The sequence below is a fragment of the Cellulomonas uda genome, from assembly GCF_006538705.1.
Classification (GTDB): Bacteria; Actinomycetota; Actinomycetes; order Actinomycetales; family Cellulomonadaceae; genus Cellulomonas; species Cellulomonas uda.
The window spans coordinates 1-16,358 of the sequence record NZ_BJLP01000051.1 but is presented as its reverse complement, the minus strand read 5'-3'; the positions used below and the strand labels follow the sequence as shown (position 1 = coordinate 16,358).

Here is a 16,358-nt window from a genome sequence, read left to right as displayed (position 1 = left end):
CATGGACGGCATCGGTGGCGTGCTGACGGCGGTCATTCCGTCGGTGGGTGTCGGTCTGTTGTTCTGGTTCGCGATGCGCGCGATCGTGAACGCCGACCGCACCGAGCGCCAGGCGCTCGCGCGGATGGACGCCGAGCAGGACGCGGCGCAAGCGGCGATCACGAAGAATTCTCAGGAGAACCGCCCGAGCGTTTGACCGACAAATGCATCCGGTGTGATGCTGACGTGCGTCACCCCGCATATTCGCGCCACATCCTCCAGGAGAACACCGGATGGCTCAGAAGGTTCAGGTCCTGCTCATCGACGACGTCGACGGCGCGGCCGCCGACGAGACGGTCACGTTCGCGCTCGACGGCGTGACCTACGAGATCGACCTCACCGCGGAGCGTGCGAGCCAGCTCCGGGACTCGTTCGCGACGTGGGTCGGCCACGCGCGCAAGGTCGGCGGGCGCTCGACGAGCGGCGCGGCCCGGCCCGCGGCGCGTCGTCGCGGCTCGAACGACGCCCAGGCGATCCGCGAGTGGGCCAAGGCCCAGGGTCTCGAGGTCTCGGAGCGCGGTCGCATCAGCGCCGACGTGCGCGAGGCGTACGACAAGGCGCACTGACCCGCAGCGCGCAGCACGAAGGCCCGGTCCCGCAGCCACGGGACCGGGCCTTCGTCGTTCGTGGCCGCTCAGGCGTCCACGGGTCGGGTGGCGGTGAGGTCACGCACCGCCGCGTACTGCTCGCGCACCTGCGGCGCGGACGCTGCGGAGTACACCTCGGCCGTGCCGGCGGCGCTCCACGCGGGCGGCTCGTCGGCGCCCGAGAGCACCCACGCCGCCTGCCGGGCCGCACCGTCGGCGACGTACTCGCCGGGGGTGGGGACCAGCACGTCGAGCCCGAAGACGCTCGGCGCGATGCGCCGCACGGCCTCGGACTTCGCTCCGCCGCCGATGAGGAACAGCCGCTCGACCGCGACGCCCGTCGCCCGCAGTGCGTCGAGGCCGTCCGCGAGCGCGCACAGCATCCCCTCCACCGCGGCACGCGCGAGGTGCGCGGGCGTGGTGTTGGCGAGCCGCAGCCCGTGCAGGGCACCGGTGGCGTCGGGCTTGTTCGGCGTGCGCTCGCCCTCGAGGTAGGGGACGAGCACGAGGCCGTCCGCACCCGCGGGGGCCTGCAGCGCGAGCTCGGACAGGCCGGCGTGGTCGACGCCGAGCATCCGGGCGGTCGCGTCGAGCACCCGCGACGCGTTCAGGGTGCACGCGAGCGGCAGGAAGTGCCCGCTCGCGTCGGCGAAGCCGGTGACGAGGCCGGAGCCGTCCGCGGCGGCCGAGCCGGTCACGGCGGACACGACGCCCGACGTGCCGATCGACACGGCCACGTCACCCGGGCGCAGCCCGAGCGCGAGCGCCGCGGCCGCGTTGTCGCCCGCACCCGGTCCGAGGACGGGGCGACGCGCGCCGACGACCGAGCGCGGACCGGCCTCGTGCGGGCCGAGCACGCGCGGCAGCACCGCGTCGTGACCCAGGCCCAGCTCGAGCAGGTCGTGCCGGTAGGCGTCGGTCGCGGGGGACCAGTAGCCCGTGCCGGACGCGTCCGAGCGGTCCGTGACGAGGTCGTCGAACGCGGGCGAGCCCGGGCCGTGGCCCGCGAGCCGCCACGTCAGCCAGTCGTGCGGAAGCGCGACCGCCGCGACCCGCTGCGCGTTGTGCGGCTCGGCGTCACGCAGCCACCGCAGCTTGGTGACCGTGAGCGAGGCGACCAGCACCGAGCCGGTCGCGTCCGCCCACGCCTGCGGGCCGCCGCCCTCGGCGATCAGGTCGAGCGCGGCCTGCGCGGAGCGCGTGTCGTTCCACAGCAGCGCGTCCCGGACCACCTCGCCGGTCTCGTCGAGCGTGACCATGCCGTGCTGCTGCCCGCCCACGCTGATGGCGTCGACGTCGTCGAGACCACCCGCGTCCGCGATCGCGATCTGCAGGGCGTCCCACCACGCGGCGGGGGCGACCTCGGTGCCGTCGGGGTGGGACGCGCGACCGGAGCGCACGAGCGCCCCGGTCGCGGCGTCCCGGACCACGACCTTGCAGGACTGGGTCGAGGAGTCGACCCCGGCGACGAGCGCCATGCCTGTTCCGTCCTGTCCCGTGGAGAGGGTCAGCCGCGCGCGCCGAGCGCGTGCTCGAGCGCGAGCTGGTTGAGGCGGACGAAGCCGAAACCGTGCTTGGCGACGGCGTCGACGTCGAAGTCCTCGAACGCGGAGCGGTCCGCGAGGAAGTCGGCGAGCGTCTCACCCTCGTTCAGCGTCGGCTTGGCGAGCTCGAGCACGCCGGCGGCCTCGATGGCCTCCTTGACCTCGGGGTCCTCGCGGAACGCGATGGCGCGCTCCTTGAGCAGGAGGTAGGTGGCCATGTTGGCGCGCGCGGACTCCCACACGCCGTCGAAGTCCTCGGTGCGCGAGGGCTTGTAGTCGAAGTGCACCGGGCCGGTGTACTTCGGGCCGCCGCCCGGGAAGCCGTTCTCGATGAGGTCGACGGTCGCGAACGCGGAGAACAGGTCGCCGTGGCCGAAGACCAGGTCCTGGTCGTACTTGATGCCGCGCTGGCCGTTGAGGTCGATGTGGAACAGCTTCTCGGCCCACAGCGCCTGCGCGAGGCCGGTGGTGTAGTTCAGGCCGGCCATCTGCTCGTGGCCCGTCTCCGGGTTGAGGCCGACGATGTCGCCGTTCTCGAGCTTGGCGATGAGGCCGAGCGCGTGGCCGATGGTCGGCAGGAGGATGTCGCCGCGGGGCTCGTTGGGCTTGGGCTCGAGCGCGATGCGCAGCTTGTAGCCCTTCTCCTTGATGTACGCGGCGACCGTGTCGATGCCGTCGGCGTAGGCCTGGTGCGCGGCGTACAGGTCCTTGGCGGAGTCGTACTCGGCGCCCTCGCGGCCGCCCCACATGACGAACGTGTCGGCGTCGAGCGACGCGGCCAGGTCGACGTTGCGCAGGATCTTGCGCAGCGCGTAGCGGCGCACGCGGCGGTCGTTCGAGGTGAACGCGCCGTCCTTGAAGACGGGGTGCGTGAACGTGTTCGTCGTGACCATCTCGACGGTGATGCCGGTCTCGGCGAGCGCGCCGCGGAAGCGGTCGAGGATCTTCTCGCGCTCGGCGTCCGAGGAGCCGAACGGCACCACGTCGTCGTCGTGGAACGTCACGTGCGCCGCGCCGAGCTCGGCGAGCTTGTGGACGGACTCGACCGGGTCGAGCCACGGGCGCGTGGCGGCGCCGAACGGGTCCTGGGCGTTCCAGCCGACGGTCCACAGACCGAAGGAGAACTTGTCAGCGGGGGTGGGCTTGCGCACCATCTCGGTACCTCTCGTCATCGAGCGGGGTGGGTATTTGTTGTATGGATGAACTTATGCGCGAGAACGGCTAGGGTCAAGCCCGTGAAGAGTCCGGCGGCGCGGCAGGGCACCCTGCGCGAGCTCAACCTGGGTCTCGTGCTGCGCGAGGTGCTCGGCGCGGCGGCGACGGGCACCACCCCACCGTCCCGCGCCGACGTCGCCGCGGCCACCGGGCTCACGCGCGCGACCGTCTCCGCGCTCGTCGACCGGCTCGTCGCGGGCGGCCTGCTCGCCGAGCTCGACCCCGTCCCCACCCAGCGTGCCGGGCGTCCCGCCGTCCCGCTCGTCCCCGCGGGCGGCACGCTCGTCGCCATCGGCGCCGAGGTGAACGTCGACTACCTCGCGGTGCGCGCGGTCGACCTCGCCGGGGACGTCCTCGCCGAGCGGGTCCGGCACGCCGACCACCGCGGCTCCGACCCCGACGTGGTCCTGCGCGTCCTGGGCGCGGTCGCCGACGAGGTGCTCGACGAGGCGCGCGCGCGGCCGCAGGCGCCCGACGACGAGCCCCCGCACCAGCCCTCCGCGCCGCCCCCGCCCTGCGCGCCGCCCCCGCGCGTGGTCGGGACCGCGGTCGCGCTGCCCGGCCTCGTCGGCCGCAGCACGGGCACGCTGCTGCTCGCCCCCAACCTCGGCTGGCGCGAGGTCGACGTCGTGCGTGTCCTCGCCGAGTCGTCCCGCACGTTCGCCGAGCACCGCCCGACCCTCGCCAACGAGGCCGACCTCGCCGCGCTGGCCGAGTCCCGCGTGCGGCGGCCCGAGGGCCTCGCGAGCTTCGTCCTGGTCTCCGGCGAGGTCGGCATCGGTGCCGCGATCGTGCTCGACGGTCGCGTGTTCGGCGGCCGGCACGGCTGGGCCGGCGAGCTCGGGCACACGCTCGTCGCGGGCTCCCGTCAGCTCGAGCAGGTCGCGGGCCAGGACGCGATGCTGCGCGCCGCTGGCCTGCCGCGCGACGAGGGCGTCGAGCCGCTCGTCGCGGCCCTCGCCGCGGGCGACCCGGCCGCGCTCGCGGCGGTCGCCAGCGCCGGGGAGGCGCTCGGCGTCGCGCTCGCCAACGTGCTCAACACCGTCGACGTGCCCCACGTCGTGCTCGGTGGGACGTACGCGCGGCTCGCGGACCACGTGCGCGAGCCGGTGCTGGCCGCGCTGCGCGCGCACGTGCTCGCCGCGCCCTGGGCGGAGCCCAGTGTCGACGTCGCGCGCGCCGGGAGCCACGCCGCCGTCGCGGGCGCCACGCACGCCGTGCGCGACCGCGTGGTCGCCGACCCCACGGCCTGGCTCACGCCCTGACCGGCGGCTCCGGGCGCTCGCTGCCTAGACTCGCCCGGTGACTGAGCTGTGGATCGGGACCTACCCCGTCGCCGGGGCCGGCACGCCGGTGGGACAGGGTGAGGGCGTCTGGTCCGTCCTCCTCGACGACGAGACGGGCGCCCTGACCGGCGCGCGCCTGCGCACCGAGCTGCCCGCGCCGTCGTTCCTCGCGCTGCGCGCGCCCACGGCGCCCGACGAGGTCCCGGCCCCCGACGGGACCCCGGCCCCCGACGACGTCCTCGCGCCCGACGGGACCTCCGTCCCCGACGGGACCTCCGTGCCCGACGACGTGCGCACCCGCGTGTACGCGGTGCTCGAGGACGAGGCGGGCCGGGTCGCGGGCCTGCTGCCGCACGACGGCACGCTCGCACCCGACGCGTTCGTCCCCTCGGGCGGTGCGTACCCCTGCCACCTGCTCGCGACCGAGCACGCGCTGCTCGTCGCCAACTACGGCTCGGGCACGCTCGGCGTCCTCGCGCTCGACGAGACCGGCGCGCTGCGCGGCGACCAGCCCGCGGTGCTCGGCCACGCGGGCCACGGGCCGTGCGAGGACCGGCAGGAGGGACCGCACGCGCACTTCGTCGCGCTCGCGCCCGGCGGCCGGCACGTGCTCGTCGTCGACCTCGGCACCGACGAGGTGCGCCGGTACCTGTGGGACGGCCGCACAGCGACGCCCGACGGCGTGGCCGCGACCCTCCCGCCCGGCACCGGGCCGCGGCACCTGGGCTTCTCGTCCGACGGCAGGTTCGCCTACGTCGCGGGTGAGCTCGACGGCGCGGTGCACGTGCTCGCGTGGGACCGGGACATCGCGACCGGCACGCTCGTGCAGTCGGTCCCCGCGGTCGTCGGCGGCGCCGTCGGCCCGGCGCCCGGTCAGCCGTCGCACCTCGTCGTCGACTCCGGGACGGTGCTCGTCGCGGTGCGCGGCACCGACGTGCTGACCGCGTACGCCGTCGGCGACGACGGTCTGCTCGGCGCCGGGAGGTCCGCGGACCTCGGCGGCTCCTGGCCGCGGCACTTCGCGGTCGTCGGGCGGTGGGTGGTGGTCGCCCTCGAGCGGGCGGGCGAGCTCGTCGTGGTCGACCGCGTGCTGCTGACCGCCCAGGCGGACCCCGCGGGTGCCCCCGGCGCCGACCCGGTGCGCTCGCGCGTGCCGCTGCCGTCGCCCACGTGCGTGCTGCCGCACCCCTGAGCGCGTCCCAGCAGGCGGACGCGACGCGCGGCGCGGCGCGGGCGGCCGCCGCCGAGGCGACAATGTCCCCGCACCCTGGCCCAGCAACCCCGCCCAGCAGCCCGCCCAGCACCCCGCCCGGCATCTCACGCCGGAGCGGACGACCAGCAGGAGGATCCGTGGAACGCGCACCGCGCATCGCGATGCTGTCGGTGCACACCTCGCCGCTGGAGCAGCCCGGCACGGGCGACGCGGGCGGCATGAACGTCTACGTGCTCGAGCTGTCGCGCGCGCTCGCGGCCCGCGGCGCGCGCGTCGAGATCTTCACGCGCGCCACCTCGTCGGACCTGCCCGAGAACGTCGTCCTGCCCGGCGTCGAGGCCGACGGCACGCCCCTGACGATCGAGGACTCGCCCGAGCGCGTGCGCGACGTGCTCACCGCGTGCGACGTGCCCGCCGGGGTCGTCCCGCCCGTGGTCGTGCACCACGTGCCCGCGGGCCCGTTCGAGCGGCTCGACAAGAACGACCTGCCGGGCGTGCTGTGCGGCATGGCCGCGGGCGTCCTGCGGTGGGAGGCCGCGCGGCGGCCCGGCTGGTACGACGTCGTGCACTCGCACTACTGGCTCTCGGGGCAGGTCGGCGCGATCGCCGCCGACCGCTGGGAGGTGCCGCTCGTGCACACCGCGCACACCCTGGCCAAGGTCAAGAACGCGTCGCTCGCGCCCGGGGACAAGCCTGAGCCACCCGCGCGCGTGCTCGGCGAGGAGCAGGTGGTCGCCGACGCCGACGCGCTCGTCGCGTCCACGCCCGCCGAGGCCGCCGAGCTCGTCGAGCTGTACGGCGCCGACCCCGCGCGCGTGCACGTCGTCGAGCCCGGGGTGGACCTCGAGCGCTTCGCCCCCGTCCCGCCCGCCGAGCGTGCCGCCGCCCGGGCCGCGCTCGGACTGCCCGCGGACCGCGACGTCGTGCTGTTCGCCGGGCGCGTGCAGCCGCTCAAGGCCCCCGACGTGCTGGTCCGCGCGCTCGGGGTGCTGCGCGAGACCGGCCGCCGGGTGCCGCTGCTCGTCGTGCTCGGCGGTCCGTCGGGCCGGAGCACCGCGGTCCGCGAGCTCGAGGCGCTCGCGGAGATCACGGGCGTCGGCGACTCGCTCGTCGTGCGTCCGCCCGCCGCCCGGGACGAGCTCGCGAGTTGGTACCACGCGGCCGACCTGGTCGCGATGCCGTCGCGCTCCGAGTCGTTCGGCCTCGTCGCGGCCGAGGCGCAGGCCGCGGGCGTGCCGGTCGTCGCCGCGGCCGTCGGTGGGCTGCGCAGCATCGTCGACGACGGCGTCTCCGGGATGCTCGTGCGCGGGCACGACCCGCGGCGCTGGGCCGGGGTGCTCGCCGACACGCTCGCCGACCGGGACCGGCTCGCGGAGTTCGGCACCGCCGCCCGGCGGTCCGCCGAGCGGTTCGGCTGGGAGAGCGCCGCGGACCAGCTGCTCAAGGTCTACGCGGTCGCCCGCGAGGCCCGCGGCGCGCGCGCCCAGGGCTGACCGCGCGCTCGTCGTACCCGCGCCCGCGCGCGTGCCCGGGGGACGGACGTCCCTGCGACCCCCGCGGCGGGCTGAGGCAGGATGGGCACATGACGTACACCCTGGTGCTGCTCCGCCACGGCGAGAGCGAGTGGAACGCGAAGAACCTCTTCACCGGCTGGGTCGACGTGGCCCTCTCGGAGAAGGGCGTCGAGGAGGCGAAGCGCGGCGGTGCGCTCCTCAAGGACGCCGGCATCCTCCCGGACGTCGTGCACACCTCGCTCCTGCGCCGGGCCATCACCACCGCGAACCTCGCGCTCGACGCCGCGGACCGGCACTGGATCCCGGTGAAGCGCTCGTGGCGCCTCAACGAGCGCCACTACGGCGCGCTGCAGGGCAAGGACAAGAAGCAGACGCTCGAGGAGTTCGGCGAGGAGCAGTTCATGCTCTGGCGCCGCTCGTACGACGTCCCGCCGCCCGCGATCGAGCCCGGCTCGGAGTTCTCGCAGGACACGGACCCGCGCTACGCCGGTGAGCCGGTCGTGCTGACCGAGTGCCTCAAGGACGTCCTCGAGCGCGAGATGCCGTACTGGGAGTCGGGCATCGTGCCGGACCTGCAGGCCGGCAAGACCGTCCTGGTCGCCGCGCACGGTAACTCGATCCGCGCGCTCGTGAAGTTCCTCGACGACATCGACGACGACACGATCTCCGGGCTCAACATCCCCACGGGCATCCCGCTGGTGTACGAGCTCGACGACGACTTCAAGCCGGTCGTCAAGGGCGGCACGTACCTCGACCCGAACGCCGCCGCGGCCGCCATCGCCGCAGTCGCCAACCAGGGCCGCTGACCGACCCACCGCGAAGGGCCGCCTCCTCACCGGGAGGCGGCCCTTCGTCGTCCCCGGGTGCGGAGGCGGCCCGGCACCCATGGCCCCGTCGCATCCGCGCCGCCCCCACCCGCGGGTGCAGCGACGGACCGGGCGAGTCGGCAAGAAGCGGACGCCTCGCGACACGAGGCGGGTAGGACGCACCCGAGGAGAGGTCGACGCATGAGCACCACGATCGAGCGGCGGGAGACGGTGCGCACGGAGGGCGGCTGGGTGCGGGGCGCGTGCCTCGCGGCGGGCGTGTGCCTCGCCGTCGTGGCGTACGTCGCGTTCCTCACCGCGGCCGGCAACGGTCCGTCGTGCCCCGCGATCTTCCCGCCGCTCGAGGGCTGCGAGCCCGAGCGGGGGCTCGACACGATCGTCGCGATCGCGGTCCCGTTCGGCGCGGTGCTGGGCGCGGGCGTCGCCACGCTCGCGGCACGGCGCCTGCCGGCGGCGGCCCGCGTCGCGATCCTCGTGGCGCTCGCCGCGGCGAGCGTCGCCGCGGTCGCCTGGACCGCCGCCCTGCGCGGCTGAGCCGCTCGCACCGCGGCGGTGGGGCGGCGGTCGGGTGCGGGGTCAGGCGGGGGTCGGCAGGCCGTCGGACGTGGGCTGGGTCGTGCCCGTGACCAGGTAGGTGATGCGGCGCGCGACCGAGACCGCGTGGTCGCCGAAGCGCTCGTAGTACCGGCCCAGGAGCGTCACGTCGACGGTCTCCTGCGGCGTACCGGTCCACGCGCCGCCGAGCAGCGCGGTGAACGTGTCCTCGTGCAGGCCGTCGAGCAGGTCGTCGTCGGCCTCGATGCTGCCGGCCAGCGCGACGTCGCGGTTCTCGAGCAGCGTCGTCGTGCGCCGCGCGACGCGCACCGCGGCGTCGTGCATCTGCGCGAACGTCGGTGCGAGCGGCTCGGGCACCGCGTGGCCGGGGTAGCGGCCGCGCGCGACCTGCGCGACGTGCCGCGCGAGGTCGCCCATCCGCTCGAGCGACGAGCTCATCCGCAGCGCGGAGACGACGATGCGCAGGTCGGTCGCGACGGGCTGCTGCTGCGCGAGCAGGAGCACGCAACGCTCGTCGAGGTCGCGCTCCATCGCGTCGATCCCGAGGTCGTCGGCGATGACGGACTCGGCGAGCGCGAGGTCGGCGGTCAGCAGCGCCACACCGGCGTCGGTGACGGCGCGCTCGACCCGGCGGCTCATGGCCACGAGGTCCTCACCGAGCTGGGTGAGCTCGGCGTCGAAGATGTCCCGCATGTCAGTCCTTCCCGTCGGCGGGCACGACGAGGCCCGTCCGGTCGGCGCCCACCGTGACAGACCGAGGTGAACGCCCGGGGCCGCTGCGGTGAACGCGCGGCGGCGGATCGGCGGCCCGGACCGCCGCCATGACCGGCACGACGCGCGCGGACGGCCCGTCTGGGACACGATGGGCGTGCAGGGAGCAGGGGGCTGATCTCCGGAGGTGCCGATGGCGACGTCGTACGGCACGGTGGAGCTCGTCGTGCTCGAGTTCCCGCAGGACGCGATCCCGTCGCCGGTGCGGGAGGAGATCACGCGCCTGGCGCGCCAGCCCCAGGTGCGGTTGATCGACCTCGTGCGCGTGCAGCGCACCGCCGAGGGGGACCTCGAGGTGACCGAGGCCCTCGAGGTCGGGGAGCAGCTCGGTGTGCACGGGCTGGACCTCGTCGGTGCGGGGCTGGTCGGGCAGGAGGACATCGACGAGGTCGGCGAGGGCCTGCGGCCCGGGACCTCGGCGCTCCTCATCGTGGTCGAGCACCTGTGGTCCAAGGGGCTGGTCGCCTCGGTCCGCGACGCCGGCGGGATGCTCCGGTCGACCGAGCGGATCCCGCACGACGTGGTCGCGGCGGTCATCGAGGGGCCGCCCGCGCGCTGACGGCGGCGGGCGCGGTGAACGCACGGTGAACGCTGGACGAGCGTCTGGCAGCGGGGGCGTCGCGCGGCCGTTGCGCCCCGCTGGTCACGCCTAGGGTGGAGGTGTGAACGACGGGACGGGGCTCACGCCGCTCGTGATCGGGCTGCTCGGCGTACTCGTCGGCCTCGGCTCGGTGCTTGCGTTCCGGTGGAGCGAGCGCGCGCAGCGCACGGCACCGGCGCAGCCCGAGCCGGAGGTCGACGACGGGCTGGTGCGCACGCTCGCCGTGCTGCGCTCGGCGGCGGTCGTGCTCGACGCGTCCGACGAGGTGGTGCGGGCGAGCGCGCCCGCGTACGCGCTCGGGTTGGTGCGCAGCGGCCGCATCGCGCCGCCGGCGATCCGGGACCTGGTCGCGCAGGTCCGCCGTGACGGCGTGATCCGCGACGAGGAGCTCGAGGTCGACCGCCCCGTGGGGCGCGGCACGTCGCTCGTGCAGGTGCGCGTCGCGCAGGTCAGCGACCGGCACCTGGTCGTCCTCGCGGAGGACCTCACGCAGGCGCGACGCCTCGAGGCGGTGCGTCGCGACTTCGTCGTGAACGTGTCGCACGAGCTCAAGACGCCCGTGGGCGCGCTGTCGTTGCTCGCGGAGACCGTGCAGGACGCGGCGGACGACCCGGAGGCGGTGCGCCGGTTCGCGGGGCGCATGCAGTCGGAGGCGCAGCGGCTGTCGTCGCTCGTGCACGAGATCATCGAGCTGTCCCGCCTGCAGGTCGCGGGCGCGCTCGGGCCCCTGTCGACGGTGGACCTCGACGCGGTGGTCGCGGAGGCCGTGGACCGGGCGCGGACCGCGGCGACCGCGAAGAGCGTGCGGCTCGAGGTGGGCGGCGACACGGGCGTGCACCTGTTCGGCAACCACGACCTGCTGGTGACCGCGGTGCGCAACCTCGTCGACAACGCCGTGGCGTACTCGGGTGCGGCGTCGCACGTGGGGATCGGGGTGCGCGAGGTCGGCGACCTCGTCGAGATCGCGGTGGTCGACCAGGGCATCGGGATCCCCGCCGCGGACCAGGAGCGCGTGTTCGAACGGTTCTACCGCGTGGACGCGGCGCGCTCGCGCGAGACCGGCGGCACGGGTCTCGGGCTGTCGATCGTCAAGCACGTCGCGGCGGACCACGGCGGCGACGTCACCGTGTGGTCGCAGCCGGGCCGCGGTTCGACGTTCACGATCCGGCTGCCCCGCGTCCCCGACGAGCGGCACGACCAGCACCCGCACGACCAGCACCCGCAGGACCAGCACCTGCACGACCAGACGAGCCCCGACGAGGGAGAGCACGTGCCGCACCGGAGCGCCTCATGACCCGCATCCTCGTGGTCGAGGACGAGGAGTCCTACCGCGACCCCCTGACGTACGCGCTGCGGCGCGAGGGCTTCGAGGTGGTCGAGGCCGCGACCGGTCCCGAGGCGCTCGCGCAGTTCGACGCGCACGGTGCGGACCTCGTGCTGCTCGACCTGATGCTCCCGGGCCTGCCCGGCACGGAGGTGTGCCGGACGCTGCGCACGACGAGCGACGTGCCCGTCATCATGCTGACCGCCAAGGACGACGAGATCGACAAGGTCGTCGGCCTCGAGCTCGGCGCCGACGACTACGTGACCAAGCCGTACTCGTCGCGCGAGCTCGTCGCGCGCATCCGCGCCGTGCTGCGCCGCCGCTCGTCGTCGGCCGCGTCCGCCGCGCCCGCGCCGGACGACGAGGACGACGACGTGCTGGTCTCGGGTCCCGTGCGGCTCGACGTGGACCGGCACACCGTCCACGTGCACGACGAGCTCGTCGCGTTCCCGCTCAAGGAGTTCGAGCTGCTCGAGCTGCTGCTGCGCAACGCGGGCCGCGTGCTCACGCGCGGCCAGCTCATCGACCGCATCTGGGGCTCGGACTACGTGGGCGACACCAAGACCCTCGACGTCCACGTCAAGCGCGTGCGCGCGAAGATCGAGCCGGACCCGGCCGAGCCGCGCCTGCTCGTGACGGTCCGAGGCCTGGGCTACAAGCTCGAGGACCTGCCCGCGCAGCCCTGAGCAGGGGATCGTCGGCCAGCGTTCACCCGGGGTTCACCCGGTGCCCGGGGAGCGGTCACGTCCAGGCGGCAACCTTCCGGTGCGCGCACACCCCGGTGCGCACCTGATCGAAGGACGGACCCACTGTGAAGCTCTCCCTCCACGGCCGCGTGGGCGCGGTCGCCCTCGTCGGCGCACTCGCCCTGTCGCTCGCGGCCTGCGGATCGGACGACCCGCTCGACACCGCCGCCTCGGGCGCGCCGGGTGCCGGCGAGACGACGTCCGGCGAGACGAGCACCCTGTCCGGTGAGCTCGACGGCGCGGGTGCGTCGTCGCAGGAGAAGGCCATGGACGCCTGGCGCGCCGGCTTCCAGACGAGCAACCCGGACGTGACCGTCAACTACGACCCGGTCGGCTCGTCCGGCGGTCGTCAGCAGTTCATCGACGGCGGCGTGGACTGGGCCGGCTCGGACTCGGCGCTCAAGCCCGAGGAGATCGAGGCCGCGGCCGCGCGCTGCGAGGCCATCGACATCCCCGTGTACATCTCGCCCATCGCGATCACGTTCAACCTCGAGGGCGTCACCGAGCTCAAGCTCGCGCCCGCGACCGTCGCGAAGATCTTCCGCGGCGACATCACGTCGTGGGACGACGCGGCGATCAAGGCCGACAACCCCGACGTCGAGCTCCCGGCGCTGACGATCACGCCCGTGCACCGCGCGGACGGCTCGGGCACCACGAAGAACTTCACCGACTACCTCAACAAGGCGGCCGGTGACGTGTGGACCGACGAGGGCGCCGACGACTGGCCCATCCAGGGCGGCGAGTCCGGCACGGGCACCTCGGGCCTGGTCCAGGCGGTCCAGGCCGCGCAGGGCACGATCGGCTACGCCGACGAGTCCGCGGTCCCGGCCGAGCTCGGCAAGGTCAGCGTCAAGGTCGGCGACGCGTTCGTCGCCCCGTCGGCCGAGTCGGCCGCCGCGGCGCTCGCGGCCTCCCCGCGGGACGAGGAGCGCGGCGAGCACGACATCGCCGTGAAGGTCGACCGCACGACGACCGCGGCCGGCGCCTACCCGGTGATCCTCGTGTCGTACGCGGTCGCGTGCCTCACCTACGACGACCAGGAGACCGCTGACCTGGTCAAGGGTCTGCTCGGCTACGTGGTGAGCGAGGAGGGCCAGGCCGCCGCGCAGACCGCCGCCGGCTCGGCCCCGCTGCCCGCCGAGCTCGCGGCCGACGCGAAGGCCGCGGTCGACGCGATCAGCGTCGGCTGACGCAAGGAGTCGGTGGCCGGCCTGTCCCGGGGGGGACGCGGGCCGGCCACCGACGACCGTGCGGGGGTGAGCCCCCCGGTCCCCCCACCAGTCCTCCCCGTGACCAGGAGTCTCACGTGACTGCCACCACCAGCCCCGCACCGCCGGGGACCGAGCCGGGCGGCCTCCCGGACGCCGAGCGCCGCACGCCGCGCCGCCGCCCGCGCGCGCAGCGCGTCGTCGAGCGCGGCGCGAGCCGCGTGTTCCGGTGGACCGCGACCGGCGCGGGCGCGCTGATCCTGATCGTCCTCGCCGCCGTCGCGGTGTTCCTCGTGCTCAAGGCGATGCCCGCGATGACCGCGTCGTCCGACGAGCTCGTCGACGGCGTGAGCTTCATGCGCGGCTCGTCGTCGCTGCTCGACTACGTCGGGCCGCTCGTGTTCGGCACGGTGCTCGCGGCGCTGCTCGCGCTGCTGCTCGCCGTCCCCGTCTCGATCGCGATCGCGCTGTTCATCTCGCACTACGCGCCGCGCCGCCTGGCCGCGGGCCTCGGCTACGTCGTGGACCTGCTGGCCGCGGTGCCGTCCGTGGTGTTCGGGCTGTGGGGTGCGATCGTCCTCGCGCCCGCGGTGCAGCCGCTGTGGGCGTGGCTCGGCGAGAACCTGGGCTGGGTGCCGCTGTTCGGCGGGACCGTCTCGCCCACGGGGCGCGTCATCGCCACCGTCGCGGTGGTGCTCGCGGTGATGATCCTGCCGATCATCACGGCCGTGAGCCGCGAGGTGTTCCTGCAGACGCCGCGGCTGCACGAGGAGGCCGCGCTCGCGCTCGGCGCGACGCGCTGGGAGATGATCCGCATGACCGTGCTGCCGTTCGGGCGCTCGGGCGTCGTGTCCGCCGCGATGCTGGGCCTCGGCCGCGCGCTCGGCGAGACCATGGCCGTGCTGATGATCATCTCGCAGGGCTTCCTGTACAGCTTCCTGCTGCTCGCCGCGGGGCAGCAGCAGACGATCGCGGCGAACATCGCCGCGCAGTTCCCCGAGGCGAGCGACCTCGGGATGTCGGTGCTGATCGCCACGGGTCTCGCGCTGTTCGTCATCACGCTCGTCGTCAACATGTCGGCCCGCGCGATCGTCGCGCGGCGCAAGGACTTCTCGGGAGCCAACTGATGGCCACCACCGACACCCGCACCCCGGGCCCCGCCGGTCCGGGCGCCGGCTCCGAGCTCGCGACGCTGCTGCGGCAGGTCGACCCGCGCCGCCGCCGGACCGACCTGCTCATGCGCGTCGTCATCACCGCTGCGTTCGCGCTCGCGATGATCCCGCTCGTCTCGGTCGCGTGGACGGTCGTCTCGCACGGCGTCGAGCGGTTCGACGCGTACTTCCTGACGCACTCGATGCGCGGCGTGTTCGGCGGCGTCGACGCGGGCGGGATCTACCACGCGATCATCGGCACGGTCGAGATCACCGCGCTCGCGGCGCTGATCTCGGTGCCGATCGGCCTGCTCACCGCGATCTACCTCGTCGAGTACGGCCGCGGGACGCTCGCACGCGCGGTGACGTTCTTCGTCGACGTCATGACGGGCATCCCGTCGATCGTCGCCGGCCTGTTCGCGTACGCGCTGTTCGCCGTGATCCTCGGCCCGGGCGTCCGGATGGGTGTCGTCGGGTCGGTCGCGCTGTCGGTGCTCATGATCCCCGTGGTCGTGCGCTCGAGCGAGGAGATGCTGCGGCTCGTGCCGAACGAGCTGCGCGAGGCCGCGCTCGCCCTCGGCGTGCCGCGCTGGCTCGTCGTGGTCAAGGTCGTGCTGCGCACCGCCGTCGCAGGGATCGTCACGGGCGTGATGATCGCGATCGCACGCATCATCGGCGAGACCGCGCCGCTGCTGATCACGGTCGGCGTCGCCGACTCGATCAACTTCAACCTGTTCGAGGGCCGCATGATGACGCTGCCGGTGTACGTGTACCGGCAGTTCCAGCAGGGCCTCATCCCGTGCTCGGCGCAGGACACCGCCTGCATCGCGACCGTCACCTACGACCGCGCGTGGGCCGCGGCACTGACGCTGATCCTCGTCGTCATGCTGCTCAACCTCGTCGCGCGGCTCGTCACCCGCCTCTTCGCACCCAAGACCACCGTCTGAGGACCCCCCCATGGCACAGCGCATCGACGTCAAGGACCTGAACATCTACTACGGCGACTTCCGCGCCGTCGGCGACGTGGAGATGAGCGTCGAACCGCGCTCGGTCACCGCGTTCATCGGCCCGTCGGGCTGCGGCAAGTCGACCTTCCTGCGCACCCTGAACCGCATGCACGAGGTGATCCCCGGCGCGCGCGTCGAGGGCCGCGTGGAGATCGACGGCGTGGACCTGTACGCGCCCGACGTCGACCCCGTCGCGGTGCGCCGCCAGGTCGGCATGGTGTTCCAGCGCCCCAACCCGTTCCCGACGATGTCCATCGCCGAGAACGTGCTCGCGGGCGTCCGCCTCAACAACCGCCGCATGTCCAAGGGCGACGCGCAGGACCTCGTCGAGGAGTCGCTGCGCGGCGCGAACCTGTGGAACGAGGTCAAGGACCGGCTCGACCGGCCCGGCTCGGGCCTGTCGGGCGGGCAGCAGCAGCGCCTGTGCATCGCCCGGGCGATCGCGGTCAAGCCGCAGGTGCTGCTCATGGACGAGCCGTGCTCGGCGCTCGACCCCATCTCGACGCTCGCGATCGAGGACCTGATCGCGGAGCTCAAGACGGACTACACGATCGTGATCGTCACGCACAACATGCAGCAGGCCGCGCGGGTGTCCGACCGCACCGCGTTCTTCAACCTCGCGGGGCAGGGGCAGCCGGGGCAGCTCGTCGAGATCGACGACACGTCGGTGATCTTCTCGGCACCGCGCGAGCAGGCCACCGAGGACTACATCTCGGGCCGGTTCGGCTGACGGGACTCGTCCGGCCGACGTGCTCGTCGGCCGGACGAGT

At 74.2% G+C, this 16,358-nt stretch carries 17 protein-coding genes; 14 read left to right on the top strand and 3 right to left on the bottom strand.

The window, feature by feature from the left end; all coding sequences use genetic code 11:
* The first annotated feature begins 1 nt into the window (after position 1).
* Both CUD01_RS13455 and CUD01_RS13450 read left to right on the top strand, forming a co-directional pair.
* Complete coding sequence (locus CUD01_RS13455) at positions 2-196, top strand: hypothetical protein (protein ID WP_141321799.1); 195 nt, start codon at positions 2-4, stop codon at positions 194-196.
* A 76-nt stretch (positions 197-272) separates the two neighbouring features.
* On the top strand, positions 273-605 hold the full coding sequence (locus tag CUD01_RS13450) for a histone-like nucleoid-structuring protein Lsr2 (protein WP_141321781.1): 333 nt from the start codon (positions 273-275) through the stop codon (positions 603-605).
* A gap of 68 nt (positions 606-673) precedes the next feature.
* Here the strand turns inward: CUD01_RS13450 and xylB are convergent, their stop codons facing one another.
* A complete protein-coding gene (gene xylB / locus CUD01_RS13445) occupies positions 674-2,104 on the bottom strand; it encodes a xylulokinase (protein WP_141321779.1) in 1,431 nt (476 codons plus the stop codon).
* 29 nt (positions 2,105-2,133) lie between these two features.
* Positions 2,134-3,324 (bottom strand): xylose isomerase, encoded by a 1,191-nt coding sequence (gene xylA, locus CUD01_RS13440; protein ID WP_094181786.1) that lies wholly within the window; start codon positions 3,322-3,324, stop codon positions 2,134-2,136.
* 81 nt (positions 3,325-3,405) lie between these two features.
* Between xylA and CUD01_RS13435 the strand changes: the two genes are divergently transcribed.
* The 5 genes from CUD01_RS13435 to CUD01_RS13415 all read left to right on the top strand — a co-directional run bounded on the left by CUD01_RS13435 (position 3,406) and on the right by CUD01_RS13415 (position 8,759).
* Entirely contained in the window at positions 3,406-4,650 is a 1,245-nt protein-coding gene (locus tag CUD01_RS13435) for an ROK family transcriptional regulator (RefSeq protein WP_141321777.1), read from the top strand.
* A 37-nt stretch (positions 4,651-4,687) separates the two neighbouring features.
* Positions 4,688-5,863, top strand: a complete 1,176-nt coding sequence (locus tag CUD01_RS13430) for a lactonase family protein (protein ID WP_141321775.1) — start codon at positions 4,688-4,690, stop codon at positions 5,861-5,863.
* 182 nt (positions 5,864-6,045) lie between these two features.
* The gene (locus CUD01_RS13425) at positions 6,046-7,377 is read left to right on the top strand and encodes a glycosyltransferase (RefSeq protein WP_141321797.1); all 1,332 of its coding nucleotides are present in this window, start codon (positions 6,046-6,048) and stop codon (positions 7,375-7,377) included.
* An 89-nt stretch (positions 7,378-7,466) separates the two neighbouring features.
* Positions 7,467-8,204 carry a phosphoglyceromutase gene (locus CUD01_RS13420; protein ID WP_141321773.1) on the top strand — a complete coding sequence of 246 codons (738 nt, stop codon included), beginning with the start codon at positions 7,467-7,469 and terminating at the stop codon, positions 8,202-8,204.
* Between the two features lie 201 nt (positions 8,205-8,405).
* On the top strand, positions 8,406-8,759 hold the full coding sequence (locus CUD01_RS13415) for a hypothetical protein (protein WP_141321771.1): 354 nt from the start codon (positions 8,406-8,408) through the stop codon (positions 8,757-8,759).
* A 42-nt stretch (positions 8,760-8,801) separates the two neighbouring features.
* Here CUD01_RS13415 and phoU read toward each other — a convergent pair whose 3' ends face one another.
* The gene (gene phoU / locus CUD01_RS13410; RefSeq protein ID WP_141321769.1) at positions 8,802-9,473 is read right to left on the bottom strand and encodes a phosphate signaling complex protein PhoU; all 672 of its coding nucleotides are present in this window, start codon (positions 9,471-9,473) and stop codon (positions 8,802-8,804) included.
* 211 nt (positions 9,474-9,684) lie between these two features.
* Here phoU and CUD01_RS13405 point away from each other — a divergent pair, with 211 nt between their 5' ends.
* The 7 genes from CUD01_RS13405 to pstB all read left to right on the top strand — a co-directional run bounded on the left by CUD01_RS13405 (position 9,685) and on the right by pstB (position 16,318).
* Complete coding sequence (locus tag CUD01_RS13405; RefSeq protein ID WP_141321767.1) at positions 9,685-10,110, top strand: DUF6325 family protein; 426 nt, start codon at positions 9,685-9,687, stop codon at positions 10,108-10,110.
* Between the two features lie 103 nt (positions 10,111-10,213).
* On the top strand, positions 10,214-11,446 hold the full coding sequence (locus CUD01_RS13400) for a sensor histidine kinase (RefSeq protein ID WP_141321765.1): 1,233 nt from the start codon (positions 10,214-10,216) through the stop codon (positions 11,444-11,446).
* Positions 11,443-12,162, top strand: a complete 720-nt coding sequence (locus CUD01_RS13395) for a response regulator (RefSeq protein WP_141321763.1) — start codon at positions 11,443-11,445, stop codon at positions 12,160-12,162. The genes CUD01_RS13400 and CUD01_RS13395 overlap by 4 nt, the downstream gene beginning before the upstream one ends.
* Positions 12,163-12,287: 125 nt before the next feature.
* Complete coding sequence (pstS, locus tag CUD01_RS13390) at positions 12,288-13,412, top strand: phosphate ABC transporter substrate-binding protein PstS (RefSeq protein ID WP_141321761.1); 1,125 nt, start codon at positions 12,288-12,290, stop codon at positions 13,410-13,412.
* Between the two features lie 116 nt (positions 13,413-13,528).
* Positions 13,529-14,557, top strand: coding sequence for a phosphate ABC transporter permease subunit PstC (gene pstC / locus CUD01_RS13385; protein ID WP_094181795.1), 1,029 nt, complete (start codon positions 13,529-13,531; stop codon positions 14,555-14,557).
* A complete protein-coding gene (gene pstA, locus CUD01_RS13380) occupies positions 14,557-15,528 on the top strand; it encodes a phosphate ABC transporter permease PstA (protein WP_141321759.1) in 972 nt (323 codons plus the stop codon). Before pstC ends, pstA begins: the two co-directional genes overlap by 1 nt.
* A 10-nt stretch (positions 15,529-15,538) precedes the next feature.
* Positions 15,539-16,318 carry a phosphate ABC transporter ATP-binding protein PstB gene (gene pstB / locus CUD01_RS13375; protein WP_094181797.1) on the top strand — a complete coding sequence of 260 codons (780 nt, stop codon included), beginning with the start codon at positions 15,539-15,541 and terminating at the stop codon, positions 16,316-16,318.
* Positions 16,319-16,358: the final 40 nt, after the last annotated feature.

Excerpts from the sequence above, each read along its gene's own strand:
- CUD01_RS13455 (WP_141321799.1), top strand. The coding sequence starts at position 2 with ATGGACGGCATCGGTGGCGTGCTGACGGCGGTCATTCCGTCGGTGGGT.
- CUD01_RS13450 (WP_141321781.1), top strand. The coding sequence starts at position 273 with ATGGCTCAGAAGGTTCAGGTCCTGCTCATCGACGACGTCGACGGCGCG.
- xylB (WP_141321779.1), bottom strand. The coding sequence starts at position 2,104 with ATGGCGCTCGTCGCCGGGGTCGACTCCTCGACCCAGTCCTGCAAGGTC.
- xylA (WP_094181786.1), bottom strand. The coding sequence starts at position 3,324 with ATGGTGCGCAAGCCCACCCCCGCTGACAAGTTCTCCTTCGGTCTGTGG.
- CUD01_RS13425 (WP_141321797.1), top strand. The coding sequence starts at position 6,046 with ATGCTGTCGGTGCACACCTCGCCGCTGGAGCAGCCCGGCACGGGCGAC.
- CUD01_RS13420 (WP_141321773.1), top strand. The coding sequence starts at position 7,467 with ATGACGTACACCCTGGTGCTGCTCCGCCACGGCGAGAGCGAGTGGAAC.
- CUD01_RS13415 (WP_141321771.1), top strand. The coding sequence starts at position 8,406 with ATGAGCACCACGATCGAGCGGCGGGAGACGGTGCGCACGGAGGGCGGC.
- phoU (WP_141321769.1), bottom strand. The coding sequence starts at position 9,473 with ATGCGGGACATCTTCGACGCCGAGCTCACCCAGCTCGGTGAGGACCTC.
- CUD01_RS13405 (WP_141321767.1), top strand. The coding sequence starts at position 9,685 with ATGGCGACGTCGTACGGCACGGTGGAGCTCGTCGTGCTCGAGTTCCCG.
- CUD01_RS13395 (WP_141321763.1), top strand. The coding sequence starts at position 11,443 with ATGACCCGCATCCTCGTGGTCGAGGACGAGGAGTCCTACCGCGACCCC.
- pstA (WP_141321759.1), top strand. The coding sequence starts at position 14,557 with ATGGCCACCACCGACACCCGCACCCCGGGCCCCGCCGGTCCGGGCGCC.
- pstB (WP_094181797.1), top strand. The coding sequence starts at position 15,539 with ATGGCACAGCGCATCGACGTCAAGGACCTGAACATCTACTACGGCGAC.